Here is a 26934-nt window from a genome sequence, read left to right as displayed (position 1 = left end):
AGAGGAAACGGTGATCCGCGCTCAGGCGTCGTCGGGCTCGCCGCGTGCCGCGAGGGCCTCGGCGAGCTCGTCGGAGTGGCGCAGGGTGCGGATGAGGAGCGGCGCGACGAAGGCCGTCAGGGAGTAGCGCGCGTCGCGTGCCGTCGCCGCCTCGCGGACCTCCTCGGCGATCTTGGTGAGCGCGGCGACGGCCTGGAGGGTGAGCCCGACGAGCAGGCCGAGCCGCTCGGGGCGCGCGCCGAAGCGGCGGAGCGGGCCGAGCCCGGTCTCGACCGCCGCGACCAGGTCGTCCACCCGGGTGGTCACGGTGAACAGGTGCGCCGCGGCGATCGCCGCGACGAGCCTGAGGCAGACGACGAGCGCGGCGGCCGGGCCGAGCAGCCAGCCCTGGATCGCGAAGACGAACGCGACGAGCAGTACGAGCGAGCGGACCAGCGGCAGCCAGCGGCGCGCCGGAACCCAGGCGACGGCGTACCCGGCGGCGACCGCCGCGCAGATCACGCCGAGTCCCTCGGGGGAGCGGACCACGAACACCAGCGCGGCGAGCACGAACAACCCGCCGAGCTTCACCCCGGCCGGAATCCGGTGTATCGGACTGGTGCCCGGCTCGTACCAGACGCCGTTCATCCGGCGAGCTCGCGGTAGAACCGCAGCGCGGGGCCTGGCGCGTCGTCGGCGACGACCTTCCCGTGGTCGAGGACGACGACGCGGTCGAAGCCGCCGAGCAGGTCGAGGTCGTGGGTGACCAGGACGACCTGCTGCTCGAGGGTGTGCAGCAGGTCGACGAACCTGCGCTTGTTGCGCAGGTCGAGCAGCGTGGTGGGCTCGTCGCAGACAAGGATCGCGGGGTCGCGCACGAGCATCGCGCACAGGGCGAGGATCTGCTTCTGCCCGCCCGACAGCAGGTGCGCCGGATGCTCAAGGTGGTCGCCGAGCCCGTAGGACGTGAGGATCTCCGCCGCGCGCTTGGCGCGCTCGGCCTTGGACAGGCCGCTACGGCGCAGCGAGAACGCGACGTCCTCACCGGCGGTCGGCATGACGATCTGGCTGTCGGGGTTGGCGAAGACGAACCCGACCCGCCGACGGACCTTCCCGGCGTCGCGGACCGCGTCGAGCCCGTCAACGAGCGTCCTGCCCTCGGACGGCCTGACCAGCCCGTTGATCGTCCTGGCGAGGGTCGACTTGCCCGAGCCGTTCGCGCCGACGAACGCTACACGCCGCTCGGGCAGCCGCAGGTCGACGCCGGACAGGACTACCCGCTCCCCGTAGCGGTGTCCCACGCCCGCGAACTCGATCACCGCGCGACAGCCTGACGCGTCACTTGCGCGCGGCCCCCGCGAGCCGTCCCGGCAGCGCCCGGTGCACGACCGAGGCGACGAGAGCCGCGCCGACGACCTTGACCGCGTCGCCGGGCACGAACACCAGCGACTGGGTGAAGGCCGCGGCCATGTCGCCGGTGTACAGGCCGAGCCACGGCACGCCGACCAGGTAGGAGGACACGACGCCCGAGGCGGCGGCGAGCAGCAGGACGGGCAGGCCCGCTTTCCGGCTCCGCGCGACGATCAGGCCGGCGACGACCGCCGACAGCAGGTAGCCGATGAGGAACCCGCCGCTCGGCCCGAGGAACGGGGCGATGCCGCCGCGCCCGCCCGAGAGCAGCGGAAGGCCGAGCGCGGCGAGCGCGAGGAACAGCGCGACGGCCGCCGCCCCGCGCCGCGCGCCAAGCAGGCACCCGGCGAGGACGGGCCCGATGTTCTGGAGCACGATCGGCACGCCTGAGCCGCCGACGTTGATGCCGGGAAAGATCCCGAGGACCGCGATGAAGGCCGCGAACACCACGGTCGCGGCGAGATCGGCGGAGGCGGAGGGGCGAGACTCTGACACGGCGCACACCCTAGCCGCACCGCCCGAGACGTCCGGAAGGCGACCCTTCCGTCCTGGTTCGTACGGGCCGGGCGCGGGGTTCTGTGAGCTATCCTGGTCTCTGCTGAGACAATGATGTCTCAAATGAGCTGAGGAGGGGCCATGAACGGCGAGACCGCGGGACACCCGCGCCGGTGGGCGGCGCTCGGCGTCCTGTCGATCAGCCTGCTGCTCGTGGTGATGGACATGACCATCCTCAACGTGGCGCTCCCGGAGATCGCGACCGACCTGCGGCCCGACGCGCTCGCGCTGCTGTGGATGGTCGACGTCTACTCCCTCGTCGTCGCCGGGCTGCTCGTCACCGTCAGCTCCCTGGGCGACCGCTGGGGCCGCAAACGCATGCTGATCGCGGGCTTCGCCGTTTTCGGCCTCGCCTCGGCGGCCGTGCTGTTCGCCGAGACGCCGGGCCAGGTCATCGCGGTGCGGGCCCTGCTCGGCGTGGGCGGCGCGATGATCATGCCGTCCACGCTGTCCATGATCCGGACGCTGTTCACCGACCCAGGCGAGCGGGCAAGGGCCCTCGGCGTGTGGGCCACGATGGCCGCCGCCGGAGGCGCGCTCGGCCCGATCGTCGGCGGACTGCTGCTCGAGGCGTTCTCCTGGCACGCGGCGTTCCTGGTGAACGTGCCGGTCATGCTCGTCGCGGTCGTCGCGGGGATCGCGCTGCTGCCCGAGTCGCGCGACCTGTCCCCCGGACGCTGGGACGCGCTCGGGACCGTGCTGTCCATGGCCGGCATGGTCGGCCTCGTGTACGCGATCAAGCACCTGTTCACCGACGGGCTCACCGGCCCGACCGTCGCGTCCGGGCTGCTCGCCGCCGTCTGCCTGACCTGGTTCGTGCGGCGCTGCCTGGGACGTCCCGACCCCCTGCTGGAGGTGCGGCTGTTCCGGAGCGGCGCGTTCACGTCGGGGACGCTCGCGGCGCTCACCACGTCGATCGGGCTCGCGGGCGCGATGCTGCTGCTCGTGCAGTGGATGCAGCTCGTCGAGGGGTACTCGCCGCTCAAGACCGGCGTCGCGATGCTGCCGCTCGCGATCGGCTCGGCGATCTTCTCCCCGCTCGCCCCGGCCATCGCGGCGCGGATCGGCGCGCGGACCGTCCTCGCGGGCGGGCTCGCGCTCAGCTCCGTCGGCCTCGGCCTGCTCGGGTTCGTCCCGCTGACGTACCCGTGGGTCGCCTTCGGCGGAACCCTCATCGGCGTCGGCATGGCCTCGCTCGCCGTCGCGTCCGCCGTCATCATGTCGGGTGCGCCCGTGGAGAAGGCGGGCAGCGCGGCGGCCATCGAGGAGACCTCCTACGAGGTCGGCGGGGCGCTCGGCGTCGCCGTCCTCGGCAGCGTCGCCGCCGCCCTCTATCGCGGCGGGCTGCCCGCCGGCGCGGGGCCCGAGGTCCGCGAGTCGCTCGGCGGCGCGCTCGAGGCCGCGCGCGCCCTCGACGCGCCCGCGCTCGCCGTCCAGGCGCAGGCGGCGTTCACCGCTTCCGTGGGCACGGCGTGCCTGGTCGGCGGGCTCGTCATGGGCGTCGCGGCGGTCGCCGTCTGGCGGCTCACCCCGGCCAGGCTCGACCTCGCCGCCGCCCACCACTGACCCGGGGCGGCAACCGTTATGCGGCGTTACGGGCGCATCGCGATGGATGGGGGCGGCCGGGGATCTAGGCTGTGCCCGTGACATCTGGGCAGAACGTGATCGACGGCCGCTTCGAGCTGACGGGGCGGCTCGGCAGCGGCGGCATGGGAACCGTCTGGCGGGCGATGGACCTCGCCCTCCAGCGCGAGGTCGCGCTCAAGGAGGTGCGGCCCGGCGGCGGCGAGGAGATCCCGCAGGAACCCGCGCTCGCCGCCATGTACCGCGAACGCGTCCTGCGCGAGGCCCGCGCGCTCGCCAGGATCGACCACCCCAACGTCGTCACCATCCACCACGTGGTCGACGCGCCGGGCATGCCGTTCCCGTGGCTCGTCATGGAGCTCGTCCGGGGGGAGTCGCTCCAGGACCGGCTCTCGCGCGGCACGCTCGCGCCCGCCGAGGCCGCCCGGGTCGGCCGCGGCATCCTCGCCGCCCTGCGCGCCGCGCACGCCGCGGGGATCTGCCACCGCGACATCAAGCCCGCCAACGTGCTGTTGCGGGAGGACGGCAGTCCCGTCCTGACCGACTTCGGCATCGCCGTACTCGACGAGGCGTCACGGGTGACCGCCACGGGCGGGCTCGTGGGATCGCCCGAGTACATCGCGCCCGAACGGCTGCACGGGCACGAGGGCGACCCGTCGTCCGACCTGTGGTCGCTGGGGATGCTGCTGTACGTCGCCGTCGAGGGGCAGAACCCGGTACGGCGGGCCACCCTCGCCGCGACGCTGGCGGCCGTCATGACGGCGCAGATCCCGCGTCCGGAACGGGCAGGGCCGCTCACCGACGTCATCGCCGCCCTCCTCGTCCCCGACCCGGCCGCCCGGCCCTCGGCCGAGCAGTTGGACGGGCTGCTTTCCGGCGTCGAGAACGGCACGGCGAAGGGCCCGGGGCCGGGTCCGGCGACGCCGCCGCCTTACGTCGCGCATCAGCCCGGCGTCCCGGCCGGTCAGCCGACCGCGCCGCCCGGGTTCGTCCCGCCTCCGCCGCCCGGCTACCAGCCCGCCTACCCGCAGACGCCGCCGCCCGGCTACGGCTACGTTCCGCAGACCGTCGCGTCGAGCGGCCGCGCGCGTCGCCGTCCCCTCAACGCGGCGGTGCTCATCGTCGGGGTGAGCGCCGCCGTCGCGGGCATCCTCTTCGCCGCGAGCAGCCTGCTCCCCTTCTCCTCCGACGCCAACGAGGCGACGGGAAGCGGCCCCGCCTCCTCCCGGCCGGGCATCGCGACGGGCGCGGAAGCCCAGGAGGGCTCAGGCAAGGACGACGACGCCGCCGAGAAGGTCGAACTCGACTCGCTGCTCACCCCGAAGGGCGTCCGGCACGTCATCAAGGAGTTCCAGCGCGCCACGGGCGCGACCGAGTTCGGCGAGTTCACCGTGTACGAGAAGTACGCGTTCGTCGAGGTCCCCATCTCCGGCCGCACCGCCACCGACCGTTACATGTACCGCGACGGGAACATCACCAAGTCGAGCGCGGGCATGCGGGCGGACAAGCTCGTCAATCCCGAGAAGTTCCGCTGGGACGCGCTGCCCGGCCTGCTGAAGCGCGCCGACAAGGTCCTGAACGTGCCCGACCCCACGATGCGCTACCTGATCGTCAAACCCGCCTGGACGTTCAACGACGACAAGCCCACCCTCATGGTCTACGTCGCCGACGACCACGGCGGCGGCTACCTCGCCACCGACACCCAGGGCAAGATCTTCACCGAGGTCCCCGCCGACTGACCCCGCCCGGGATGCTCGCTTTCCGTGGTCATCTATGCTCGGAGGGAGACGACGGACGGGGGCCGGGCCATGGGGGACTCGCCTTACCTGCGGGGGCCGTACGCGCCGGTGCGCGAGGAGATCACGGCGTTCGACCTGCCCGTCACCGGGCGGATTCCCCAGGAGCTCGACGGAAGCTACCTGCGCAACGGGCCCAACCCGCTCGGGCTCGAGGACGCGAGCTACGGGCACTGGTTCAACGGCGCGGGGATGCTGCACGGGGTGCGGCTGCGGGACGGCAGGGCCGAGTGGTACCGCAACCGCTGGGTGCGGTCCCAGCAGGTCGCGCAGCAGCTGGGCGAGAAGTGGCCGGGCGGCCCGGTGTTCGACGGGCTCGACTTCGCGGCCAACACCCACATCATCCGACATGCCGGGAAGCTGCTCGCCACCGTTGAATCAGGCCCGCTGCCCTACGCGATGACGCCCGAGCTCGGCACCCTCGGCCCCTGCGACTTCGACGGCACACTGCCCGGCGGGTTCGCCGCGCACACCAAGCTCGACAAGGCGGGCGACCTGCACGCCGTCGCGTACTACTGGGCGTGGCCCGACCACGTGCAGTACCTCGTGGTCGGCCCGGACGGACGGGTGAAGACCACGGTCAACGTGCCAGTCGCGGACGGCCCGATGATGCACGACTTCGCCCTGACCGACTCGCGCGTCGTCCTGCTCGACCTGCCGATCACCTTCGACATGGACCGCGCCCGTACCGGCGACCCGATCCCGTACCGGTGGAACGCCTCCCACGAGCCCCGGATCGGGCTGCTGCCACGGGCGGGCGGCGGCGTCATGTGGTTCCCGGTCGAGCCGTGCTTCGTGTTCCACACCGTCAACGCCTACGACGCCGACGGCCCGGCCGGCCCCGTCGTCCTCGACGTCTGCCGCTACGACGGCGTCTTCGACTTCGCCTCGCTCGAAGGCTCGGGCCCCCTCACCGTCACCCGCCTCACCCTCGACCCCGCGACGGGCAGGGCCACCCGCACCGACCTCGACGACCGGGGCCAGGAGTTCCCCCGCATGGACGAACGCGTTACCGGCCTACCCCACCGCTACGCCTACACCGCCGTCATAGACGACGAGTCCCACCCCACCGCCTCCGGCGACCTCCCCGACACCGCCTTCCGTAACGCCATCATCAAACGCGACTTCCAGACCGGCGCCACGGAAGTCCACGACTTCGGCCGCCACGCCACCGCGGGCGAGGCCGTCTTCGTCCCGGCCGCCCCGACCTCCGCCGAAGACGACGGCTACCTCCTCGCCTACGTCCACGACCCCGCCCGCTCCGCCGCCGACCTGGTGATCCTCCCCGCCCAGGACCTCGCCGCCGAGCCCCTGGCCCGCGTCCACCTGCCCGCCCGCATCCCGCTGGGCTTCCACGGCGCCTGGCTCCCCACCCCCTGACCCCGCGAACCCCTCACGGGGTGTGGATCAGGGCGAGGGAGGCGTCGTAGAGGGCGGCGGGGTCGGCTTCGCCGCCGCTGGCGACCCAGCTCTCCGAGGCCGCGTCGACGCAGGCGAAGCAGACGGCGATGATGGTCCGCGCCGCGTGGTCGGCGGCGGGCCCGGTGCGGCCGTGCGCGCCAAGCCGGGCGCGGACGACGGGGATCAGGTCGGCCTTCCAGCGCAGGCGCTTCTCGGTGTACCGCGCGGTCAGCGCCGGCGTGGTGAAGATCAGCCGGGACAGGACGAGGGTCTCCTCGATGGGATGGTTCGCGGTGAGCAGCACGGTGAACCCGGCGCGCAGCGCGTCCCACGCCGAGACCTCGGGCGGCTGCTCCTCGACTGTCTTGCGCAGCAGCTCGCCGAGCGCGTCCTGGTCGCCGCAGACCAGGTCCTCCTTCGTGCCGAAGTAGCGGAACAGCGTCCGCTGGGAGACCCCCGCCTCACGCGCGATCTGCGCGACGGTCGTCTCCTCGTACCCCTGCGTCGTGAACAGCCGGATCGCCGTGTCGAAGATCTCCCGCGCCGCCATCCGCCGCGACCGCTCCCACACGGACGTGGCCTTCTCACTCATGCCCGCGAGCCTACGACACCCGGCCCCCGCCCCACGCCCGGCACCGGTGGGTCAGAGGCCGGCGGAGGTGCCGGAGATGCGGGCGAGGGCGCGGGTGGCGGTGGCGCGGGTGAGGAGGTGGCGGCCCGCGCCGGTCATCAGGCGGTTGCGCAGGCCCGCGACGACGTGCGGGGGCGGGTTGCGGCGGTCGAGGGCGCGCAGCGCGGTGGCGACGACGTCGGCCGGGTCGGCGAGCGGCTGCCCGCCCGCGGCGTCCTCGCTGCCCGCGACGTCGAAGAACTCGGTGCGGGTCGTGCCGGGCGACAGGGCGATCACCTTCAGGCCGGTGCCGCGCGACTCCACCCAGAGTGCCTCGCTCAGGCTGAGCACGAACGCCTTGGCCGCGCCGTACGCCGCCATCTTCGGGGTGCCCTGGTAGGCGGCCAGGCTCGCGACGTTGATGAGCACGCCCCGGCCCGCCGCGCGCAGCCCTGGCAGGAACGCCCGGCTGAGGTCGGCGACGGCCGCGACGTCAAGCGCGATCTCCTTGCGCAGCTTTTCGGGGTCGGCGAGGTGGAACGCGCCCCAGCTCCCGAAGCCCGCGTTGTTGACCAGGCTCGTCGGGGTGAGCCCGTCGGCGGCGAGGACCGCGGCGAGCGCCTCGCCCGCGTCGGCCCTGGCCAGGTCGAAGGCGACCGGATGGACGGCGACGCCGTGGGCGCGGGCCAGCTCGTCGGCGAGCGCGCGCAGCCGGTCGGCGCGCCGCGCGACGAGCACGAGGTCGGAGCCGCGCCGGGCGAGCTGCCTGGCGAACTCCACGCCGAGCCCCGCGCTCGCCCCGGTGATCACGGTCAGCTGCCCTCGGTAGTCCACCGCTGTCATGACATCCCCCTTGGTGATGGTCGATGGCCGCCCCACCGCCGGACGCGACCGCTGTCCTGGCACAGTACGCCAACCTGGCACCAACTGCCAAATAGGCACTTATTGTCGAACGAGCCTTGATCCCACCTCGCCCGCGCCGCCCGAGGACGCCGACATCGACCGCATCAGGCTCGTCACGATCGGCGGCGGCGGTCAGAGGGTTATGGCGTTCTTGGCCTTGTCCACCGAGGATTCCGGGGCGGGGCCGCCGGGGTTCTCCAGGGCCAGCGCCTGGTTGGCGTCGGCGAAGGGGCGCATGCGCTGCTCGTAGCGGGCGAAGGCGGTGGGATACGGGTTCTCGCCGAGTTCGTCGGCGAGGACGTAGGCGCCGACGAGGGCGAGGCTCGTGCCCTGGCCGGACATCGGGGAGGGGCAGTACGCGGCGTCGCCGACGAGGACGATCCTGCCCTTCGACCAGTGGTCCATGCGCACCTGGGCGACGGCGTCGAAGTAGAAGTCAGGGGCTTCCCACATCGCCTTCAGCAGGCGCGGCGTCTCCCACCGGGCGTCCTTGAAGTGCTCGGCGACGATGCGCCGCTGCTGCTCGACGTCGCGGTGGTCGTAGGAGACGGGTCCCGCGTCGAATCCGAGGAAGACCGTGAGCCGTGTGTTGTCGCGCGAGGTGAACAGCCCGTAGCCGAGGTCGCCGTCGCGCATCCAGGTCTGCCAGTCCCGCGTGCCGAGGAAGTTCTCAACGGTGTAGATGCCGATGTGCTGGCCGAGCCGGTGGACGAACCGTTCCTCGGGACCGAAGGCGAGGCGGCGTACGCGGGAGTGGAGGCCGTCCGCGCCGACGACCAGGTCGAACTCGCGCGCCGGCGCCTTCTCGAACTCCACGAGGACGCCGTCGGCGTGCTCGTGCAGGGCGGTGACCGTGTCGTCGAACAGGTACTCGGCGGGTGCGTGCGCGAACAGGATGCGCGCGAGGTCCTCGCGCGGCAGTTCGACGTCGTCGTTGTCGATCCTGCCGCCGCTGTAGGTGGACTCGGTGTCGCGGAACACCTCGACGCCGTCGCCGTCGAGCATCGACATGCCCCGGTAGGCGGTCCGGGCGTCCCGGATGGTCTCCAGCAGGCCCATCCGCGCGGCGACCTCGACGGCCGCCCCGCGCACGTCGACCGCGTGCCCGCCGAGCCGCAGCGCGGGCGCCCGCTCGACGACGGTGACCTGATGGCCCTGACGGCCGAGCCAGTAGGCGAGGGCGGGACCCGCGGCGCTCGCACCGGAGATGAGGACGTTCATGGTGATCTCCCTTCGTGTACAGCTGAATGTACGCCGTATATACAGTGTTGAGAAGGGGTCTCTGCTAGTTTCTGTACTAGTACAGAGGGGTGGCTCATGGCGTCGTACCAGCAGATAGCGGAGGACATCCGGCGGCGGATTCTGTCGGGGGAGCTCGCGCCCGGTGACCAGGTGCCGTCGACGCGGCAGCTCGCCATCCGGTGGGGTGTCGCGGCCGCGACCGCCGCCAAGGCGCTCGCGGCACTCGGGCACGAGGGGCTGGTCGAGGCGCGGCCGCGCAGCGGGACCGTCGTCGCCGAACGGGGCAGGTCCCGCCGTCCGGTCGCCGACCGCGAGCTGACGCGCGACCACGTCGTCGCCGCCGCGATGGAGATCGCCGACGCCGAGGGGCTCGCCGCGCTCTCGATGCGCGGCGTCGCCGCGCGGCTCGGGGTGTCCACGATGTCGCCCTACCGGCATGTCGGCAGCAAGGACGAGATGGTGCTGCTCATGGCCGACGTCGCCTACGGCGAGGCGGTCTGGCCCGAGGAGTGGCCGGAGGGCTGGCGGGAGCGGTGCGCGGTCGTCGCGCGCCTGCTGTGGCTGGCGCACCGGCGGCACCCCTGGCTCGCCCACATCACCCCGCTCGGCCTGCCGAACCTCCTGACGTACGGCGAACGGCTTCTGTCCGCGCTCGACGGCCTCGGCCTCGACGCCGTCACCATGCTCGACCTCCAGGTCCTCATCTACAGCCACGTGCAGGGCCTCGCCGTGAACCTGGAACGTGAGGCGCAGGCCCAGGCCGTCACCGGGAAGTCCGACGAGGAGTGGACCGACCTTCAGATGAGCGCGACCGACCTCTCGCACCTGCCGACCTTCACCGGGATCATGGCCGCCCTGCCGCCCGAGGGCTACGACCTCGACCTCGACAGGTTCTTCGAGTTCAGCCTCGCGATCCTCCTGGACGGCGTGGCGCACCTGATCGCCCGCGCGGCTCCGGAACCTGACGGACCGCGACGAACACCGCGTTGACGAGTGCGTCAGGCGGTGTTCGTCGCGGTCGGGTTACGCGCTATCGCCCGTCGTTGCCCCACTTCTTCTTGTGGTCGGACAGGATGGTGACGGTCGTCGCGGTGGACTGGCCGTCCCAGCGGACGGTGTTGGTGGCGCGGCCCGGGCAGATCGCCTTGACCGTGTAGGTGATGCGGACCGCGGCGTCGGCGGCCAGGGTGCCGGTCCAGCGCAGGCGGCGGCTGGTCACGGAGACGTCGCCGGACGACGCCGTCGGCTGCCCGATCAGGCGGGCGTAGGGACGCAGCTGGCCGAGGTCGTCGGTGATCGACACCGGGCCGAGGGTCTCGCCGCCGTTGTTGCGGATCGTGATCGTGTACCGGATCTTGTCGCCGACGCGGACCACCGAGCGCGAGGCTTCCTTGGTGACGGCCAGTTCGCTCGGCGCGACGATCGTGACGGTGACGGTGTTCGACGTCGCCGCCGAGCAGTCGCCGTCGCCGAGGTACCTGGCGACGACCTGGTGCTCACCCGCGCTCAGGTCGCTCGTCGTGAGCGTCGCGACGCCCGCGCTGTTCACCGTCCCGGTGCCGATCTGCTGGCCCTCCTCAAAGAACGCGACGGTTCCGGTCGGCGTGCCCGCCGTGCAGGTGACCCGCGCGGTGAAGGTGACGGGATCGCCCTCGGTAGTCCTCGTCGGCGTGGCCGTAAGGCCGATCTCGCTCGCCGCCCTGCGGACCAGCGCGAGGGTGTGGTTGTGCGCGGCGAGCGCCAGCGCGGTCAGGCTCTCCGGCACGAGCGCGAAGACGGGCGTGGTGCGGCCGGTGCGGGTGCCGTCGCCGATCTGGCCGAAGTCGTTGTCGCCCCAGGCCATGACGCGTCCGTCGGTCGTCAGCGCGAGGCTGTGCCCGAAGCCCGCGGCGATGGCCGTGACGGTGACGTCGGCGGGCACCTGGGACTCGACCGGTGTCGTGCGGTTGGTCATGGTTCCGTCGCCGATCTGGCCGAACCCGTTGCTGCCCCAGGCCAGGACCCGGCCCGTGGAGGTGAGGCCGAGGGAGTGGAACCCGTTGGCCGCGATCGCCGAGAGGGTCACGCCCGGTGGCAGCGTCGTCGGGACGGGCGTCGTCTGGCCCGTGGTGGTGCCGTCGCCCAGCTGGCCGAACGCGTTGTACCCCCAGGCGAGGACCGTGCCGGTCGACGTCAGCGCGAGGCTGTGGTGGTTGCCGGCGGCGATGGCGCTGACGGTCACGCCCGCGGGCAGGTTCGAGAACACCGGGAGGCTGCGGCTCGTCGTGGTGCCGTCGCCGAGCTGGCCGAAGTCGTTGTAACCCCACGCGAGGACGCGTCCGTCGGAGGTGAGCGCGAGGCTCTGGAGGTAGTTGGCGGCGACGGCGGTGACCGTCACCCCCGCGGGCAGCGTGACCGGCCCGGGAACGAGGCGTTCGGTGGTGGTGCCGTCGCCGAGCTGGCCCGAGACGTTGTTGCCCCAGGTCAGGACCTGGCCGTCGGACGTGACCGCGATGCTGTGGCCCAGGCCCCCGGCGACCCCGGTGACGGTCACCCCCGCGGGCAGTGACACCTCGATGGGGGTCGTGTGGTCGTCCATGGTGCCGTCGCCGAGCTGGCCGAAGGTGTTCGACCCCCAGGCGAGCACCCTGCCCTCGGACGTCACCGCGAGGCTGTGGTCGAACCCGGCGGCGACCGCGGTGAGCTCGACGCCCTCCGGCAGGAGCACCGCGCCCGGCGTCGTCCTGTCATCGGTCGTGCCGTCGCCGAGCTGCCCCGAGGCGTTGGTCCCCCAGGACAGCGCGTAGTCCGCGAGCACCGCCGCGGACGCCGTCGACGGCACCGCGCACGCCAGCGCCAGCAACGCCATCACCACCATCGACGCGGTCACGGCACGGGCCCTGACACCCCACCCGAACCGCCGCCTCGACCGTGTCCCCGCCTCTTCCATCGTGCTCCGCCCGTCGTCCGTTATGCCGATGACCTGCGAGAAGACGTATCCCGAAGATGATCATGGCAATCCCGTCACCGGAACAGAAACCGCTGACCGCGCGCGAACCCGACGGTCATCCGGCAAGGCGCACGCGTCCGGCTGCGGCGGCGCGGGCGGGCGTGATGGTCTTGCGGGGGTCGGTGGGGTAGGCCAGGCTTGTCCTGGCGAACCGGGAGGGTGCACGCGTGCTGGAGATCGTGGTCGGCTGGGCTGCTCAGCAGGCGTTGGGGGAGACGGGCCGGCGCGTGGCGCGCAGGCTCACGCCGAAGGAGCACGAGCGGATCCTGCGGCGGGCGCTCGCCGTCGTCAGGGCCGATCTGCCCGCCGACAGCGGACGGCATCTGCTCGCCGCGGTCCGCGAGGAGCTGACGCGCCCGGACGGCGCGGGCTGGTACGAGCGGCTCGGGTCGCTCGAGGCGGCGCTCGCGTCCGGCCTCGCGGGGCTCACCGTGGGGACATACGGCAGATTCCGGCGCAGGGTGTCGGGCCAGGAACTGCTCGACAGATGCGGCATCACCGTGGAGCGGCTGAGCGGGCGGCTCGCCGAGGCGCTCGAGGAGGCCGTCCGCGCCGAGGCGATCGAGCAGGGCGGGCTTCCCGAGCGGCTGCGTCAGCAGGAGGCGGAGCGGGCCAGGAGCGTCGGACGCGCGGAGATGCTGCCCGCCGGGGTGAGCGTGTTCGTCGACCGCGAGGAGGTCTTCGACGGGCTCGACGCCGTCGCCTCCGCCGAGCGCGGACCAGGCGTGCCCGGCCTCGCACTGCTGACCGGAATCGGCGGCATCGGCAAGACCTGCGCCGGGGTCCGCTGGGGGCACACCGCGCGCGACAGGTTCCCCGACGGCAGGCTGTACTACGACTTCGCGGCGCTGAACGAACGCGAGGTCAGCGGCCCCGGCGACGTGCTCGCCACGTTCCTCACCGGACTCGGCGTCCACGCCGAGGCCCTGCCGGCCGGCTATCCCGCGCGGCTCGGCATGTTCCGCCGGATCACCGCAGACCGGCGGCTGCTCGTGCTGCTGGACAACGTCAAGCTGACCCGTCAGGTGGAGGACTTCCTTCCCGCGTCGGCGAGCAGCATGGTCGTCGCGACGACCGACCGTCCGCTGGGCGGCCTCAAGCAGTACGGGGCGGCGATCCTGCCGCTGCGTCCGCTCGCCGAGCCCGACGCGGTGCGGCTGCTCACCGAGCTCGCCCCCGAAGCCGACCCCGCGCGGCTGCCCGAGCTCGCCGCGCTGTGCGGCGGGTGGCCGCTCGCGCTGCGGCTCGCGGCGGGCTGGATCGAGGCCAGCCACGGCAGGTCGGTCGACCGTGCCGTCGAACGTCTGCGCGGCGACACGGCGCGCGGGACGCTGGGAGAGGAGCAGACCGTGGACTCCGTCGCCGAGGCCGCCTACACCGAACTGCCCGAAGCCGTCCAGCGGGCTTACGGCCTGCTCAGCCTGCACCCGGGCAACCGCCCGAGGTTCACCCGCGCGGCGGCCTCCGCGCTGCTCGGACACGACGCCGCAGACGCGCTCGACGAACTGTCCGGAAGACACCTGCTCGAGGAGTCCGACGGCCGCTACACCTTCCACGACCTTGTCCGCCGGCACGCCCGCCGCAAGGTCGGCGACGACCCCGAGGCCGTCCGGCGGCTCGCCGCGCACTACCTGCGGTTCACCGTCGAGGCCGACGCCACGGTCAACCCCGGACGCGCCCGCGACGCGTTCGGCCCGCTCTACCGGGAGACGCCGCGGGGCCCGTCCGGCGCTGAGGACAAACGGCACGCCCTGGCGCGGCTCGACGCCGAGCACCGCAACCTCAGCGCGACGGTGCACGAGGCCGCCGCGCGCGGCTGGAACGACATCGCCTGGCAGCTGTGCGAGGCGTCATGGTCGCTGTACTTCTCGCTCAAGTACTACGACGAGTGGATCGCCACCCACCGGGCCGGGCTCGAGTGCGCGCGCGGCAATCCCCAGGCGGTCTTCCGGGTGGGCATCCAGTTGGGCAGGGCGCTGTACGAGACCGGCAGGTTCGCCGAGGCGCACGAGGTGCTCGACCAGGCGCTCGCGGCGGCGATCGAGCTGCGCGCCCCCGCGCATGAGGCGACGGCGGTCGAGTTCATCGGCAGGGCCTTCGAGGAGGCGGGACGCCTTGAGGACGCGCTCCGGCACTTCCAGCGCTCCCTCGCCCTCGAACGTCAGGTGCCGCGGCCCAGGGGCGTCGCGATCAACCTGCACCACATCGGCCGCGTCCTGCTCGACCTGCGCGAACTTGACGAAGCGGGCTCCGCGCTCACCGCGTCGCACGAGGCGTTCGCGGAACTCGGTGACGGCTACAACCGCGCCCGCGTCCTGCACACCTTCGGACGGCTCCGCCTCGCCTCCGGCCTCGATCCGACGCAGCTCTACCACGACGCGCTCGCCCTGATGCGCGCCGAAGGCAGGCTGTTCCACGTCGCCCGCATCCTCGACGACCTCGCCGAGTCCTCCGGCGACGGCGCGTACGCCGAGGAGGCCAGGGAGATCTACCGGAGGATCGGGGTGAGCTGAAGGACCGAGCGCCGCGAACCCGTCACCACGACGACGGACGGCGGCGGGTCGGGCAGCAGCGCGGCGACGGCCACGGCGAGGGTCGGATCGGCGTCGCCCCGCACGGTCATACCGGCCCGGCGGGTACGCAGCACGGGGACGGGGCCGTCCAGGTCGAGCAGATGGCGGCAGCCGGGGTAGGCCGCGAACACGTCGGCGGGGCTCAGGCCGGACAGCGGGCCGCCGTCGCGCCGGATGAGGGCGTCGGCGAGTTCGAGCAGGCCGGGATGCGGGTCGGCGTCCTCCACGACGAGCAGCGGGTCGGTGAGCCCGTCGGCGGAGACCGGATACCGCTCGACCACCACGGCCCCGTCGGCGATCCACGCCGTGACCAGCCGTGCCGTCACCGCGGACCGCTCGGGCTTCGGCGGCGGCACGCGCCGCGTCGGCGCGGGCGCACGCGGCTCGGGGAGGTCCATCAGCGCGTACATCGCCGACCGCAGCAGCGCGGCGGCGCGTCCCGGGTTCTCCACGACGTCGTCGCGCAGCGCGGGCGGTGGCTGCGCCGCCTCGATCTGCGGTCTGAGCGGCAGCCGTGGATCAAGGTGCGGGGCGCACCTCCCCAGCCGCGCCATCGCCGTCCCCGGGACGATCGAGTCGGCGTGGAACCCCGCGAGCAGGACGGGACGGCCCAGACACGCCCCGTACAGCGTCACCGATCCGTGGTCGCCGACGACGAGGTCCGACGCGACGAGCGTCGCGTGCCAGCCCTCGTCGCGGGGGATCAGCAGCAGCCCGGCCCGCAGCGCGTCGGCGAGCCAGGACCGCAGGTTCCAGTCCCCGTGGTGCGCCGAGACGTTCGGATGGACGGTCAGCGCCACGGCGTACTCGTCGGCGGGAAGCTGTCTGAGCAGGTCGAGCGGCAGCTCGGGATGCTGGTCGAGCAGCGAGTACCTGCCCCACGTGGTGTTCACGACGACGAGCCGCCTGCCCGCCTCGATGCCGAGCGCCGAGCGGTACACGTCGCGCCACAGCAGGCTCGCGGTCATCAGGTCGTACGACAGGTCCCCGACGATCGCCGCCCGCGAGGCCGCCTCGGGACACCCTTCCTTCAGCCGGGCGAGCTGCTCGCTGTGCGAGATCGCGAGCAGCGACGGGACGACGGCGCCCTCGTGCATCAGCTGCTCGGAAGCCAGCCCGTACCCTTCACTACGCTCCTCGTCGGCGTTGAGCACCTTGTTGTACGCGAGCCCGTGCGGAATGGACACGAGCGGCGCGTTGATCTGATGCAGCCGCCCGCTGCTCCCCGCCGTGACGGCGAGGTGGAATCCCGGCGAGATGGCCGACTCCCAGTCCATCACGTGACCGCCGAAGCGGTCGAGCAGCTGGGCCACGCCCTCCGGAAACCGCGTTCCCGCCGCCCGCGTGAAGAAGAACTCGATCCGCGGGTCCCCCCGAAGCAGCTCAAGGCACTCGAGCAACCGCATGGTCGAGGTGACGGTATGCGTCACCCCGAGCACCTTCCGTGCCGTCTTACGCGTGGGCTGCACGCCACTCCGTCCCTCAACCTCCCGTCAACTTATGCCCCGGGCTCGGCGCGTCGCCAGTCGCGCGCGACCGGCCCGGCCGAGCGGTCAGTGGTGCGGAGCCGTCGCGTGGGAGGCGGACATGAGGAGCTGGCCGAAGTCGACGGCCGCCTCGCCCGTCCACATGACGGAGCTCGCCGCGAGGGCCAGCGGCAGAAGCGCGGCAAGGGGCACGAGCCGCCTGCGATCGGGCGAGAGCAGGGACATGACCCTGCGGGGGACGGCTCCCGGCCGCGCCATGGAAAGGCCGGGGGAGCCGGTCGTGGCCCCCGCGGCCAGGGACGCCGCGGCGATGGCCTTCGCGACGACGCGTCGGCTGCCGATCGCCGCCGCGGCCCGCTCGTCGGCGTCGCGCTCGACGAGGTAGGCCACCCGCCGGGAGACCCACCACAGCGCGGGGTGGAGCGCCCCGGCGAGGTCGGCCCAGAACACGAGGCTGTGGTGCTCGGCCTCCAGATGGGCCTCCTCGTGCGCGAGCAGCGCCGCGTACTCGGCCTCGGTGAGGCTGTCGCGCATCCCGCTGGTGACCACGATCCGTCCCGGCCGGCCGGGGACGGCGAACGCGTCGGGCGACGCCCTGGGCAGCAGCACCACCCGCTGGTCGGCGGGCAGGGGGGCGAGCTCACGCGCCACGGCACGCCCGCGCCGGTGCCGCAGCCAGGTCCTGGTCCCGGCGACGGCGCTCCAGGCCAGGATCAGGGCGGAGACCCTGCTCACCCAGGGGACGCTCGCGGTGTCGGCGAGCACCGCGTCGGGCGACCAGCCGAAGCGCGCCGCGACGAAGGGGAGCTCGGCGAGTGCCTTGGCGCAGAACAGCGCGAGGTTGGCCACCGCGGCGAACGCGGCAGTCGCCGCGGACCAGGCGAGCACCCTCGCGCCCGCGCCCGGGCTCAGCCGCCCCGCGACGAGGGCCGCGCCGCCGACGACGAGGACCGGCGCGACGAGCACCGACCAGACAAAATGATCGAACACGCTGTCAGTGTCCCATCAAGGGATGGATGCGCCGATACAGTGGGGGAGTGAGCGCTGACCCCTCGGCCGACTCCGGGCCGCGCCGGGAGCGGCGGCCGTCGGGCCGGCTGCAGGGGCAGATCGTCACGGTGCTCGTGGAGGCGCGGGTCCCGCTGACCCCCGGGGAAGTGCGCGACCGCCTTCCTGAGCTGTCCTACAGCACCGTCGTCACCATTTTGACCCGGCTGTACCGCAAGGGCGTCGTCACCCGGCGCAGGGACGGGCGCGCCTACCGTTACGAGGCCGTCGCGGACGCGGCGACGCTCGTCGCGGGACGGATGAGCAGGCTGCTCGCCGCCGAGCCCGACCGCGCCTCGGTGCTGCGGCGCTTCGTGAGCACGCTCGACGCGCAGGATGAGGCGCTTTTGCGCGCGCTGCTTCGGGACCCCGAGGACTGACCGCTCCTCGGCCCGTCCGACGGTTCATTTCACGTTGGCGCAGGTCGTGCGACCGCCCTCTGAATTTACACCGAGTAGAAGATTGGTTAGGCTTACCTATGCCGGGGCGGCTCCGCTCCGACGCGCAACGCGCCAGCACTCACTCAACGCGGAGACCCCCTTGCGCTCCCTTCCCCTGTTCGCGGTCACCGGCGCCGTCTCGCTGTCCGTCCTCACCGCCTGCGGCGGCGGCGACCCCGCGGCCGACCCGGCGGCCCTGACCGTCGTGTCCACCGACACCTCGTGTGCGGTCTCCCGCACCGAGCTCACCGCCGGGTCGCAGACCTTCACCCTGGTGAACAAGGGCTCCAAGGTCACCGAGGTCTACTTCTACGCGCCCGACGGCAAGATCATCTCAGAGAAGGAGAACATCGGCCCCGGCACGAGCTACGACATCACCGTCACGCTGCCCGCGGGCGACCAGCAGATCGGCTGCAAGCCCGGCATGGTCGGCGACGGCATCCGCCAGGACGTGAAGGTCTCCGGCGAGGCCGCCGCGCTCGACCCGCGCCTGGTCAAGGCGGTCGCCGACTACCGGCTCTACATCGACGTCCAGGTCGCCGACACCGTCGCCAAGACCGAGAAGTTCGTCAAGGCGGTCAAGGACGGCGACGTCGAGGCGGCCAAGGCGCTGTACGCGCCGTCGCGGTTCGGCTGGGAGAGCGTCGAGCCCGTCGCGGAGTCCTTCGGCGACCTCGACCCGAAGATCGACGCCCGCGAGGCCGACCTCACCGACGCCGAGAAGGCGGACTGGACCGGCTGGCACAAGCTGGAGAAGGCCCTGTGGAAGGACGGCTCGGCCAAGGGCATGGAAGCCACCGGCGACCAGCTCATCACCGACCTGAAGGACCTGCAGAACCGGGTCCACACCGTCGACATCACGCCCGCGTCGATGGCCAACGGCGCCAAGGAACTCCTCGACGAGGTCGCCACCGGGAAGATCACCGGCGAGGAGGAGGCGTTCTCGCACACCGACCTCGTGGACTTCAAGGCGAACCTCGACGGCGCGGCCAAGGTGTTCGAACTGCTCGGCCCGGTCGTCAAGGAGAAGGACGCCGCCCTGGCCACCGCGCTTGAGGGCGCGTTCGCCGACGTGTACACCGCCCTGGAGGCACACGAGGACGGCGACGGCTACGTCTCCTACGACACCGTGGGCGCGGCCGACCGCAAGAGGCTCACCGACGTGGTCAACGCGCTCGGCGAGCCCCTGTCCAAGCTCGCCGCCGCGGTCGCCTGACCATGGCGGGCAGGGCTTCCGTCAGCCGCCGCGCCCTCCTGGGCGTCGGCGGCGCGGGCGTGCTCGCCGGGGCAGCCGGCCTGCTGCGTGCGGGACACGGCTCCGACGAGGACAAGACCGACCCCGGGACCGTCCCGTTCCACGGCGTCCACCAGGCGGGCATCGCGACCCCGGTCCAGGACCGGCTGCACTTCGCCGCGTTCGACCTCACCACCGACGACCCCGCCCGCGTCGTCGTCCTGCTGCGCGCCTGGACTGAGGCTGCGGCGGCGATGACGCGCGGCGCGCCCGTCGGCGACGGCGCGGTCGGCGGCGCACCGCTCGCCCCGCCGGACGACACGGGCGAGGCCCTCGGCCTGCCCGCGTCACGCCTCACCCTCACCGTCGGGTTCGGGCGGTCGTTCTTCACCAGGCTCGGCCTCGCCGACCGCAGACCCAAGGCCCTGGTGGACCTCCCGCACTTTCCCGGCGACCGGCTCGAGGAGGCGCGCAGCGGCGGCGACCTGTGCGTCCAGGCGTGCGCCGACGACCCGCAGGTCGCGGTGCACGCCGTCCGCAACCTCGCGCGCATCGGCTTCGGGACGGTCTCGGTCCGCTGGTCGCAGCTCGGCTTCGGCAAGACCTCCTCCACCACGCCCGACTCCCAGACCCCGCGCAACCTGATGGGCTTCAAGGACGGCACCGCCAACATCCCGGGCACCGACGCGGACCTGCTCGCCGAGCACGTCTGGGCGGCCGAGGAGGACGGCACCCCGTGGATGGCGGGCGGCAGCTACCTCGTCGCGCGGCGCATCCGCATGCACATCGAGACATGGGACCGCACCTCGCTCGCCGAGCAGGAGGAGGTCATCGGCAGGTCCAAGGGCGAGGGCGCGTCACCCGGCCGCGCGCGCGAGCACGACCCGGTGATCCTCGACCGGATGGCCCCGGACGCCCACGTCAGGCTCGCCCACCCCGACACCAACGGCGGAGCCCGCATGCTCAGGCGCGGCTACTCCTTCACCGACGGTACCGACGGGCTCGGCCGCCTCGACGCCGGCCTGTTCTTCCTCGCCTACCAGCGCGACCTCGACGCGTTCGTCAGGGTGCAGTCCAGCCTGCGCGGCGACCGCCTCAACGAGTACATCCAGCACGTGGGCAGCGGCGTGTACGCCGTCCCCCCGGGAGTCCGCGAGGGCGGCTTCTGGGGGGAGACCCTCTTCTCCTAGCCGTCCCCCGGAGGGTTGACGTGTTCCTCGGCAACTACCTGATCGGCCTGCGAGAGGGCCTCGAGGCAGCTCTCGTGGTGAGCATCCTCATCGCCTACCTCGTCAAGACCGGCAACCGGCGCGCCCTCGTCCCGGTCTGGTCGGGCGTCGTCGCGGCGGTCGCGGTCAGCGTCATGTTCGCGCTGCTGCTCCAGACCGTCGTCGCGCAGGAGGACCACTTCAAGATCCAGGAGCTCGTCGGCGGGACGCTCTCGCTCGTCGCGGTCGGCCTCGTCACCTGGATGGTGTTCTGGATGCGCGGCGCGGCCCGCGGCATCAAGGCCGAACTCGAGGGACGCCTTGACCAGGCCCTCGGCCTGGGGCCGATGGCGCTCGGCGTCGTGGCGTTCCTGTCGGTCGGCAGGGAGGGGCTGGAGACGGCGCTGTTCCTGTGGACCAACATCGCCCACTCCTACGTCTCACCCGCGCAGTCCGTCGGCGGGGCGCTCGCCGGGCTGGCGACGGCGGTGGTCCTGGGCTACCTGCTCTACCGGGGCGGCCTCGGCCTGAACCTCGGCAAGTTCTTCACCTGGACGGGCGGGGCCCTCGTGATCGTCGCGGCAGGCGTCCTCGGTTACGGCTTCCACGACCTCCAGGAGGCCGACGTCCTGCCCGGCCTGAACTCCGTGGCCTTCCAGCCGTCCCTCATCTTCGACGGCTGGGGCCGTCCTGGCGAGTGGCTCCAGACCATCTTGCACGGCGTCTTCAACCTCACGCCCACCGTCACCTGGCTCCAGGCCGTGGTCTGGGTCGCCTACGCGGTCCCCGTCCTGTACCTGTTCCTCCGGCCTCAGCGGGGGCCGGTGGAGGCGACCGCGTGACGCGTCAGCCGGCGGGCTGGAGGAGCGAGCGGTAGATGGCGAGGATCTGGCCGGTCACGTGGGGCCAGGAGTAGTGGGCCCTGGCGTGGGCGGCCGCCGCGTCGGCCAGGGCGGCGCGGCGGGCGCGTCCGGTGAGGACGTGCCGGAGGGCGGCGGCGAGGGCGTCCGGGGTCGCGGGGTGCGGGATGAGGTGGCCCGTGGTGTCGTGCCGGATGTGGGTGGCGAGGCCGCCCGTGGAGGGCGCGACGACCGGGAGGCCGCAGGCCGCCGCCTCAAGGGCCGCGGTGCCGAAGGGCTCGTAGTAGGGGGCGCAGACGTAGGCGTCGGCCGAGCGCAGGAGCTCGGGGACGCGCGCGTGCGGGACGCGGCCGAGGAAGGTGACATTCGGCCCGGCGTGGGCGCGGAGCGCGATGACTGCGGGGTCGTCGTCAAGGTGCTCGGGGGCGGGGCCGCCCGCGATGAGGAGTTCGACGTCGAGCTCGTCAAGGAGCGCGTGGGCGGCGAGGACGGTGCGCACGCCCTTGCGCTCGACAAGGCGGCCGGTCGCGACAAGCCTGAGCCGTGACGTACGGGGCATCGCGGGGCCGTCTGGGGTGAAGTGCTCGGTGTTCACCCCTACCGGGACGATCGCTATCTTCTCCGGCGGCACGCCCATCGCCCGGGTCAGGTACTCGACCTCAAGGGGCGTGAGCGCGATGACGGCGTCGGCGATGTGGGCGACGGTCCGTTCGGATCCGACTCTCTCTCTCTCTCTCTCTCTCTCTCTCTCTCGGTGAGCTTGTTCTCGGTCCGGATGGTGCGCGATCCGCTCGAGGCCGAGCGCGTGGAACGTGGTGACCACCGGGATGCTCCCGCGCCGCGCGCCGGAGAGCGCGGCGATCCCGCTCATCCAGTAGTGCGCGTGGACGAGGTCGGGCGCGTGGTCCCGCCAGTGCAGCGCCAGCTGCGCCCCGAAGTCGCCCATCAGCGGCGCGAGATCCTCCTTGGGCAGCTCCCGTGCGGGCCCCGCGGCGATGTGGACCACATCGACCCCTGGCGCGAGCGGAACACTGCGTGGCTGGCGCGGCGAGGTGCGGCGGGTGTACACGGTGACGTGGTGGCCGCGTGCGGCCAACGCGAGCGACAGCTCCCGCACATACACGTTCTGTCCGCCGGAATCGGTGCTGCCGATGTCGTCGGCGAGCGGGCTCGCATGCTCCGAAACCTGCGCGATCCGCAGCGGCAAATCAGACATGACGGGATCATTATCCATGATCGCCACCTCTGTCACGGGTTGTGTGCGCGAACTCGTGGACAACGGGGCTGAGAATCCCGGAGACTCATCCCCATGGTGTCCTCGGATCCCCCGAACGTCGTCGACTCCGGTGCCTCGGCGGCCGGTGACTTCCATCAGCGAGCACAGTTCGCCGCGGGCCGCGACAACCACGTGGGGACCGTCCACGTCCACCAGTACGGCGCCGACGTCCCCGGCCCGCGCGCGCCGGTCGCGCTGCGGCGGCGCGACGTGCGCACGTTCGTCGGCCGCCACGCCGAGCTCGCCGAGGTCCGCGCGTGGCTCGACTACCAGCGCTTCCCGACCCCGCTGGTGAACGTCTGCAACGGGCCGGGCAGCGGCAAGACGACGCTCGCGGTGCGCGCCGCCCACCAGGTCGCCTCAAGCTACACCGGCGGCCAGTTGTTCCTCGAACTCAGCCAGGCGGGCCTGCCCGAGCTGGACGCCCGCGAGGTGCTGTTCCGGATGCTCGTGCAGCTCGGCGTCGCCGAGAGCCGCATTCCCGCGAGCCTCGCCGCCCGCGCCGACCTGTTCCACGCCGAACTGCCCGCGCGGACGCTGCTCGTCCTCGACAGCGTGCGTTCCCTCAGCCAGATCCGGGAAGTACTCCCGGGACGCCCCGACTGCGGGGTGTTGATGACATCCCGGCGCAGTTTCTCGGAGCTTGAGGGAATTCAGGAGATGGACCTGGGGAGGATGGCCGACGACGAGGCTTTCGCCCTGCTTCAGGAGCGGGTCGGCGCGGCGCGGGTCGACGGTGATCCCGAGGCGGCGCGCGAGATCGTCAGGCTGTGCGGGGCGCTTCCGCTCGCGATCCACATGGCGGGCGCGCAGCTGACCAAGCCGTCGAACCGGCGGATGCCGCTCGCCAGGTTCGCCGGACGGCTCGCCTCGGCGCGGCTCGACCTCCTGCGCACCGACCACCTCGACCTGCGGGCCAGCTTCGCGCTCAGCTACGAGGCGCTGTCCCCGGCCGCCGCCCGGCACTTCCGGCTGCTCAGCCTGCTGTCGGTACCCGATCTGAGCGACGAGCTCGCCCTCGCCGTCGCGGGCACGGACACCGCTGAGGAGACGCTGGGCGAGCTGTTCGACACCCATCTGCTCGGCTCGCTCGGTGAGGGACGTGCGCGGTTCCACGACCTGGTCAAGGTGTTCGCGCAGGAGCTCGCGCTGGCCGAGGACGCCGAGGCCGAGCGTGCGGCGGCGGTGGACCGGGCGCTCGACTGGTGCGTCCTGACGGCGACGCGCTGGGGCCGCCACATCGGCGTCGACGGCCGCCGCCACGCCGACGACGACGTCTACACCGAGGCGCTCGACGCGCTGAGCGAGGAACACGCCGTGCTCATGGCGGCCGTCCGGCAGGCGGCCGAGACCGGCAGAGACGACATTCCGTGGCGGATCGTCGCCCAGCTCGCGGGGTTCTTCGAGGTGCGCGGCCACTGGGCCGACTGGCTCGAAGGCGCGGAACTCGCCCTGGCGGGGGCACGACGGCTCGGCGACCCCGCCGCGTTGGGCGTCGCCCTGTACCTGAGGGCGTGGCCGCTGCGGCTCACCCGGCGGCAGAACGAGGCGATCGAAGACGCCACAGCCGCGGCACACCTCCTGCGGGACAGGCCCGAGGCCCGCCGCACCCTCGCCAACACGCTGTCCCACCTGGGTACCCTCTACCGCGAGACGCACAGGTACGACGAGGCGACCGACTGCCTTGACCAGGCGGCGGCCATCTTCCGCGAGGCAGATGACGCGCACGGCGAGGGCCTCGTCCTGCGCACGCTCGGGCACGTCCAGTTCTGGCGGCGTGACCTTGAGGCCGCCGAGGCGACCCTGCGACGGGCCGTCGACCTGCTGCACCGCGTCGGCGACAAGGCCGCCGAAGGCTGGTCGCACAACAACCTGTGCTCCGTGCTCGGCGCGCGGTGGCGTCTTGCGGACGCGCGGCACCACCACGGCGAGGCGCTGCGCCTGTTCACCGAGATCGACCATCCGCAGGGACGCGGCTGGGCGCACAACCACCTCGGCCGGATCCTGCGCCAGTACGGCGAGATCGAGGCGGCCGTCGGACACAACGAGACGGCGCTCGCGCTGTTCACCCAGATCGGCGACGCCTACGGCCGCGGCTGGGCGCTCATCCATCTTGGCGCGGCCCTCGGGGACGCCGAACGGCTGGAAGAGGCGCGGCGGATCTTCGCGGACATGGACGTCCCGGAGTCCGACGCGCAGGGGGCCGCGCTCGTCCATCTCGCGCGGCTCAGGGCCGACCCCGCCCTGACCGACGAGGCGATCGGGCACTTCGAACTCGTCGGCAACCTCCAGGGCATCGGGGACGCCCTGCGCGTCCGCGCCGACCTCGCCCTCGCCGCGGGCGACCCTGCCGCCGCCGCGCGCGCTTATGACGAAGCACTCGTCGCCTACCGGGGGGCCCACGACCCGCACGGACAGGCCCGCGCCCTGCTCGGCCTCGCCGAGCTCGACCCGACCGCCACCCACGCCGAGACCGCCCGCGCCCTCCTCGAAGGGCTCGGCCTCCCGCATCCCTGAAGGGACTTCATGGAACCCGTCACGCTCGCCGCGGCCGCCGTCGGCATCCTCGCCCCCTACCTCGGCCAGATCGCCGGGGGAGGGCTCGCCCGCATCGGCGAGACCGCGACCGACCGTGCCTCCCAGCGCGTCACCGACCTCTACCGCGCCATCCGCGCCCGCGTTACCGGCCAGCCGTACGAGGAGGCGATCCTTGACGGCGCCGAAGCGCAGCCCGACAGCGAGGCACGCCGCACGACACTCCAGAACGCCCTCGCCGAACTCCTCGCCGCCGACCCCGACTTCGCCGCGACCCTCACCCCCCTCGTGAACGCCGCCAAGGCCGAAGGCCCCCGGCACGTCCAGGCGTCCCAGTCCGGCGCCGTCGCGGGCGGCGACGTCCACCAGTCCGGCACCTACGTCGCCGGCCGCGACCTCCACATCACCAACCCCTGACCAACCCCACCCCCGGGGTGAGGCGGGACCTACGCCGCGCTCCTGGGCGCGGCTGGCGCGCGCGTAGTAGCGGGCGAACAGCGGATGACGGACCGGCGGCGTGGCACCGCCTTCCTGGCCGGGGATCAGGGGTTGGGGAGGCGGCCCACGCGAGGCAGGAACCTGCCTACCCGGGAGGCGTAGGTCAGGTAGTGGCGGCCGTGGGTGCGGTGGAGGTAGGGCTCTTCCACGGCGCGGACCTGGAGTTCGATGGCCGCGACGGTGAGGACGAGGCCCGTCAGCGAGACGGGGTTCGGCGTCATGGCGGCGAGCCCTACGGCGGTCACGATCATCGCGGTGAAGATGGGGTTGCGGGCGAGGGCGAAGGGCCCGTCGGTGACGAGGTCGGTGCGTTCGGACTCGTCGACGCCGATCCGCCACGACGCGCCCATCGCGGCCTGCGCGGCGAACGTCGCGAGCGTCCCCGTCACCGCGACGACCGTTCCCGCGATCCGCGCCGCAGGGTGGTCGAGGGCGGCGACGGGCTCGAGGCCGGACAAGGCGGCGACCGGCCCCGCCGCGCCGATCAGGATCGCGCCCGTGAAGGCGACCCGCACCCACCACTGGACGCTGCCCGGCCGCAGGCCGACGGCGCGGAACCCCGCGTCGCCGGTCGCGCGCCACTGCGCGTAAGAACGCCACCCGAACGCTCCGGCGGCCCACCCCACATAGATGGCCAAAGCGGCGATCGCCATGAACACTCCTTCAGTACACGGGACATCATGGGCAGCAGGCGTCGCCGCGCCAGGCCGCACGGCCCTCCCTGACGGCGACGGCGGCGATGACAAGGGCGGCGACGGGGTCGGCCCACGACCAGCCGAGCAGGCTGTTGACGCCCAAGCCGACGAGCAGTACAGCCGACAGGTACGTGCACAACAGGGTCTGCTTGGAGTCCGCGACCGCGCTCGCCGACCCGAGCTCACGCCCCGCATGCCGTTGCGCGTACGAAAGGAATGGCATGACCGCGAGCGACAGAGCCGCGAGCGCGAGCCCGACGCCGGAGTGCTCGGCCTCCCCGCCGCCCGCCAGGGTGAGCACCGAATCGGCGGTGACGTAGGCGGCCAGCGCGAAGAACGACACGGCGATGATCCGCAGCGCGCGCCGCTCACGCCGGTGGACCAGGTGCGGATCGCGGGCGGAGAACTGCCAGGCGACCGCGGCTGCGGAAGCGACCTCGATCACCGAGTCGAGCCCGAACGCCACGAGCGCGCCCGACGACGCCGCGGCCCCCGCCGACAGCGCGACGACTGCCTCGACCACGTTGTAGGCGATCGTCGCCGAGACGAGCAGCCGCACCCGTCGCGCGAGCACCGCACGCCGCCGCGGCGACGGGCCCAGCGACATGACGC

At 72.8% G+C, this 26934-nt stretch carries 23 protein-coding genes; 11 read left to right on the top strand and 12 right to left on the bottom strand.

The features are described 5' to 3' along the window. Nucleotides 1-21: 21 nt before the first annotated feature. The 3 genes from R9X44_RS13880 to R9X44_RS13870 are packed head-to-tail and all read right to left on the bottom strand — an operon-like array spanning nt 22 to nt 1884. Nucleotides 22-627 carry an energy-coupling factor transporter transmembrane component T gene (locus R9X44_RS13880; RefSeq protein WP_319814528.1) on the bottom strand — a complete coding sequence of 202 codons (606 nt, stop codon included), beginning with the start codon at nt 625-627 and terminating at the stop codon, nt 22-24. After that, a complete protein-coding gene (locus R9X44_RS13875; protein ID WP_319814527.1) occupies nt 624-1298 on the bottom strand; it encodes an ABC transporter ATP-binding protein in 675 nt (224 codons plus the stop codon). Before R9X44_RS13875 ends, R9X44_RS13880 begins: the two co-directional genes overlap by 4 nt. A gap of 19 nt (nt 1299-1317) precedes the next feature. Further along, nucleotides 1318-1884, bottom strand: coding sequence for a biotin transporter BioY (locus R9X44_RS13870; protein ID WP_319814526.1), 567 nt, complete (start codon nt 1882-1884; stop codon nt 1318-1320). Nucleotides 1885-2025: 141 nt separating this feature from the next. On the opposite strand from R9X44_RS13870, the gene R9X44_RS13865 reads away from it, so the two are divergent. The 3 genes from R9X44_RS13865 to R9X44_RS13855 all read left to right on the top strand — a co-directional run bounded on the left by R9X44_RS13865 (nt 2026) and on the right by R9X44_RS13855 (nt 6704). Continuing rightward, nucleotides 2026-3510, top strand: a complete 1485-nt coding sequence (locus R9X44_RS13865; RefSeq protein WP_319814525.1) for an MFS transporter — start codon at nt 2026-2028, stop codon at nt 3508-3510. 77 nt (nt 3511-3587) lie between these two features. Next, nucleotides 3588-5267 carry a serine/threonine-protein kinase gene (locus R9X44_RS13860; protein ID WP_319814524.1) on the top strand — a complete coding sequence of 560 codons (1680 nt, stop codon included), beginning with the start codon at nt 3588-3590 and terminating at the stop codon, nt 5265-5267. Between the two features lie 69 nt (nt 5268-5336). After that, complete coding sequence (locus R9X44_RS13855) at nt 5337-6704, top strand: carotenoid oxygenase family protein (protein WP_319814523.1); 1368 nt, start codon at nt 5337-5339, stop codon at nt 6702-6704. Between the two features lie 13 nt (nt 6705-6717). On the opposite strand, the gene R9X44_RS13850 is transcribed toward R9X44_RS13855, so the two are convergent. The 3 genes from R9X44_RS13850 to R9X44_RS13840 form a co-directional block, all read right to left on the bottom strand. Beyond that, a complete protein-coding gene (locus R9X44_RS13850; RefSeq protein WP_319814522.1) occupies nt 6718-7317 on the bottom strand; it encodes a TetR/AcrR family transcriptional regulator in 600 nt (199 codons plus the stop codon). A gap of 51 nt (nt 7318-7368) precedes the next feature. Further along, nucleotides 7369-8178, bottom strand: coding sequence for an SDR family NAD(P)-dependent oxidoreductase (locus tag R9X44_RS13845; protein WP_319814521.1), 810 nt, complete (start codon nt 8176-8178; stop codon nt 7369-7371). A gap of 192 nt (nt 8179-8370) precedes the next feature. Next, nucleotides 8371-9459, bottom strand: a complete 1089-nt coding sequence (locus tag R9X44_RS13840; protein ID WP_319814520.1) for an FAD-dependent monooxygenase — start codon at nt 9457-9459, stop codon at nt 8371-8373. 96 nt (nt 9460-9555) lie between these two features. Between R9X44_RS13840 and R9X44_RS13835 the strand changes: the two genes are divergently transcribed. Beyond that, nucleotides 9556-10470 carry a GntR family transcriptional regulator gene (locus R9X44_RS13835; RefSeq protein WP_319814519.1) on the top strand — a complete coding sequence of 305 codons (915 nt, stop codon included), beginning with the start codon at nt 9556-9558 and terminating at the stop codon, nt 10468-10470. 40 nt (nt 10471-10510) lie between these two features. Here the strand turns inward: R9X44_RS13835 and R9X44_RS13830 are convergent, their stop codons facing one another. Beyond that, nucleotides 10511-12349 carry an Ig-like domain repeat protein gene (locus tag R9X44_RS13830; RefSeq protein WP_319814518.1) on the bottom strand — a complete coding sequence of 613 codons (1839 nt, stop codon included), beginning with the start codon at nt 12347-12349 and terminating at the stop codon, nt 10511-10513. 287 nt (nt 12350-12636) lie between these two features. Here R9X44_RS13830 and R9X44_RS13825 point away from each other — a divergent pair, with 287 nt between their 5' ends. Next, the gene (locus tag R9X44_RS13825; RefSeq protein WP_319814517.1) at nt 12637-14982 is read left to right on the top strand and encodes a tetratricopeptide repeat protein; all 2346 of its coding nucleotides are present in this window, start codon (nt 12637-12639) and stop codon (nt 14980-14982) included. On the opposite strand, the gene R9X44_RS13820 is transcribed toward R9X44_RS13825, so the two are convergent. Both R9X44_RS13820 and R9X44_RS13815 read right to left on the bottom strand, forming a co-directional pair. Further along, nucleotides 14958-16472 (bottom strand): hypothetical protein, encoded by a 1515-nt coding sequence (locus tag R9X44_RS13820; RefSeq protein ID WP_319814516.1) that lies wholly within the window; start codon nt 16470-16472, stop codon nt 14958-14960. The two genes, R9X44_RS13825 and R9X44_RS13820, sit on opposite strands and share 25 nt — an antisense overlap. Nucleotides 16473-16595: 123 nt before the next feature. After that, nucleotides 16596-17519: a M48 family metalloprotease gene (locus tag R9X44_RS13815; RefSeq protein ID WP_319814515.1), complete on the bottom strand. Its 924-nt coding sequence runs from the start codon at nt 17517-17519 to the stop codon at nt 16596-16598. Nucleotides 17520-17566: 47 nt separating this feature from the next. On the opposite strand from R9X44_RS13815, the gene R9X44_RS13810 reads away from it, so the two are divergent. The 4 genes from R9X44_RS13810 to efeU all read left to right on the top strand — a co-directional run bounded on the left by R9X44_RS13810 (nt 17567) and on the right by efeU (nt 21300). Further along, a complete protein-coding gene (locus R9X44_RS13810) occupies nt 17567-17956 on the top strand; it encodes a BlaI/MecI/CopY family transcriptional regulator (protein WP_319814514.1) in 390 nt (129 codons plus the stop codon). A 160-nt stretch (nt 17957-18116) separates the two neighbouring features. Next, nucleotides 18117-19232, top strand: a complete 1116-nt coding sequence (gene efeO, locus R9X44_RS13805) for an iron uptake system protein EfeO (protein ID WP_319814513.1) — start codon at nt 18117-18119, stop codon at nt 19230-19232. 2 nt (nt 19233-19234) lie between these two features. Next, on the top strand, nt 19235-20440 hold the full coding sequence (efeB, locus tag R9X44_RS13800) for an iron uptake transporter deferrochelatase/peroxidase subunit (protein WP_319814512.1): 1206 nt from the start codon (nt 19235-19237) through the stop codon (nt 20438-20440). Nucleotides 20441-20460: 20 nt separating this feature from the next. Further along, complete coding sequence (efeU, locus tag R9X44_RS13795) at nt 20461-21300, top strand: iron uptake transporter permease EfeU (RefSeq protein WP_319814511.1); 840 nt, start codon at nt 20461-20463, stop codon at nt 21298-21300. Nucleotides 21301-21304: 4 nt separating this feature from the next. Here efeU and R9X44_RS13790 read toward each other — a convergent pair whose 3' ends face one another. Next, complete coding sequence (locus R9X44_RS13790) at nt 21305-22534, bottom strand: glycosyltransferase (protein WP_319814510.1); 1230 nt, start codon at nt 22532-22534, stop codon at nt 21305-21307. A 93-nt stretch (nt 22535-22627) separates the two neighbouring features. Here R9X44_RS13790 and R9X44_RS13785 point away from each other — a divergent pair, with 93 nt between their 5' ends. Both R9X44_RS13785 and R9X44_RS13780 read left to right on the top strand, forming a co-directional pair. Continuing rightward, nucleotides 22628-25111, top strand: a complete 2484-nt coding sequence (locus R9X44_RS13785; RefSeq protein ID WP_319814509.1) for an ATP-binding protein — start codon at nt 22628-22630, stop codon at nt 25109-25111. 9 nt (nt 25112-25120) lie between these two features. Then, nucleotides 25121-25546, top strand: a complete 426-nt coding sequence (locus tag R9X44_RS13780; protein ID WP_319814508.1) for a hypothetical protein — start codon at nt 25121-25123, stop codon at nt 25544-25546. Between the two features lie 125 nt (nt 25547-25671). Here R9X44_RS13780 and R9X44_RS13775 read toward each other — a convergent pair whose 3' ends face one another. Together R9X44_RS13775 and R9X44_RS13770 are read right to left on the bottom strand one after the other, a co-directional pair. Next, nucleotides 25672-26280, bottom strand: coding sequence for an isoprenylcysteine carboxylmethyltransferase family protein (locus R9X44_RS13775; RefSeq protein ID WP_319814507.1), 609 nt, complete (start codon nt 26278-26280; stop codon nt 25672-25674). Between the two features lie 25 nt (nt 26281-26305). Beyond that, the gene (locus tag R9X44_RS13770) at nt 26306-26929 is read right to left on the bottom strand and encodes a cation transporter (protein WP_319814838.1); all 624 of its coding nucleotides are present in this window, start codon (nt 26927-26929) and stop codon (nt 26306-26308) included. Nucleotides 26930-26934 lie beyond the last annotated feature (5 nt).

Origin of the sequence: Actinocorallia sp. A-T 12471 (assembly GCF_033875155.1) — a bacterium.
Taxonomy (GTDB): Bacteria; Actinomycetota; Actinomycetes; order Streptosporangiales; family Streptosporangiaceae; genus Actinocorallia.
Note: the sequence above shows the minus strand (reverse complement) of the source record. Positions and strands in the feature narration are given on the sequence as shown.

Bases quoted from the DNA above. Each gene is read 5' to 3' on its own strand.
- R9X44_RS13865 (WP_319814525.1), top strand. From the start codon at position 2,026: ATGAACGGCGAGACCGCGGGACACCCGCGCCGGTGGGCGGCGCTCGGC.
- efeB (WP_319814512.1), top strand. From the start codon at position 19,235: ATGGCGGGCAGGGCTTCCGTCAGCCGCCGCGCCCTCCTGGGCGTCGGC.
- R9X44_RS13835 (WP_319814519.1), top strand. From the start codon at position 9,556: ATGGCGTCGTACCAGCAGATAGCGGAGGACATCCGGCGGCGGATTCTG.
- R9X44_RS13845 (WP_319814521.1), bottom strand. From the start codon at position 8,178: ATGACAGCGGTGGACTACCGAGGGCAGCTGACCGTGATCACCGGGGCG.
- R9X44_RS13850 (WP_319814522.1), bottom strand. From the start codon at position 7,317: ATGAGTGAGAAGGCCACGTCCGTGTGGGAGCGGTCGCGGCGGATGGCG.
- R9X44_RS13785 (WP_319814509.1), top strand. From the start codon at position 22,628: ATGGTGTCCTCGGATCCCCCGAACGTCGTCGACTCCGGTGCCTCGGCG.
- R9X44_RS13790 (WP_319814510.1), bottom strand. From the start codon at position 22,534: ATGTCTGATTTGCCGCTGCGGATCGCGCAGGTTTCGGAGCATGCGAGC.
- R9X44_RS13840 (WP_319814520.1), bottom strand. From the start codon at position 9,459: ATGAACGTCCTCATCTCCGGTGCGAGCGCCGCGGGTCCCGCCCTCGCC.
- R9X44_RS13780 (WP_319814508.1), top strand. From the start codon at position 25,121: ATGGAACCCGTCACGCTCGCCGCGGCCGCCGTCGGCATCCTCGCCCCC.
- R9X44_RS13770 (WP_319814838.1), bottom strand. From the start codon at position 26,929: ATGTCGCTGGGCCCGTCGCCGCGGCGGCGTGCGGTGCTCGCGCGACGG.
- R9X44_RS13880 (WP_319814528.1), bottom strand. From the start codon at position 627: ATGAACGGCGTCTGGTACGAGCCGGGCACCAGTCCGATACACCGGATT.
- R9X44_RS13855 (WP_319814523.1), top strand. From the start codon at position 5,337: ATGGGGGACTCGCCTTACCTGCGGGGGCCGTACGCGCCGGTGCGCGAG.
- R9X44_RS13775 (WP_319814507.1), bottom strand. From the start codon at position 26,280: ATGGCGATCGCCGCTTTGGCCATCTATGTGGGGTGGGCCGCCGGAGCG.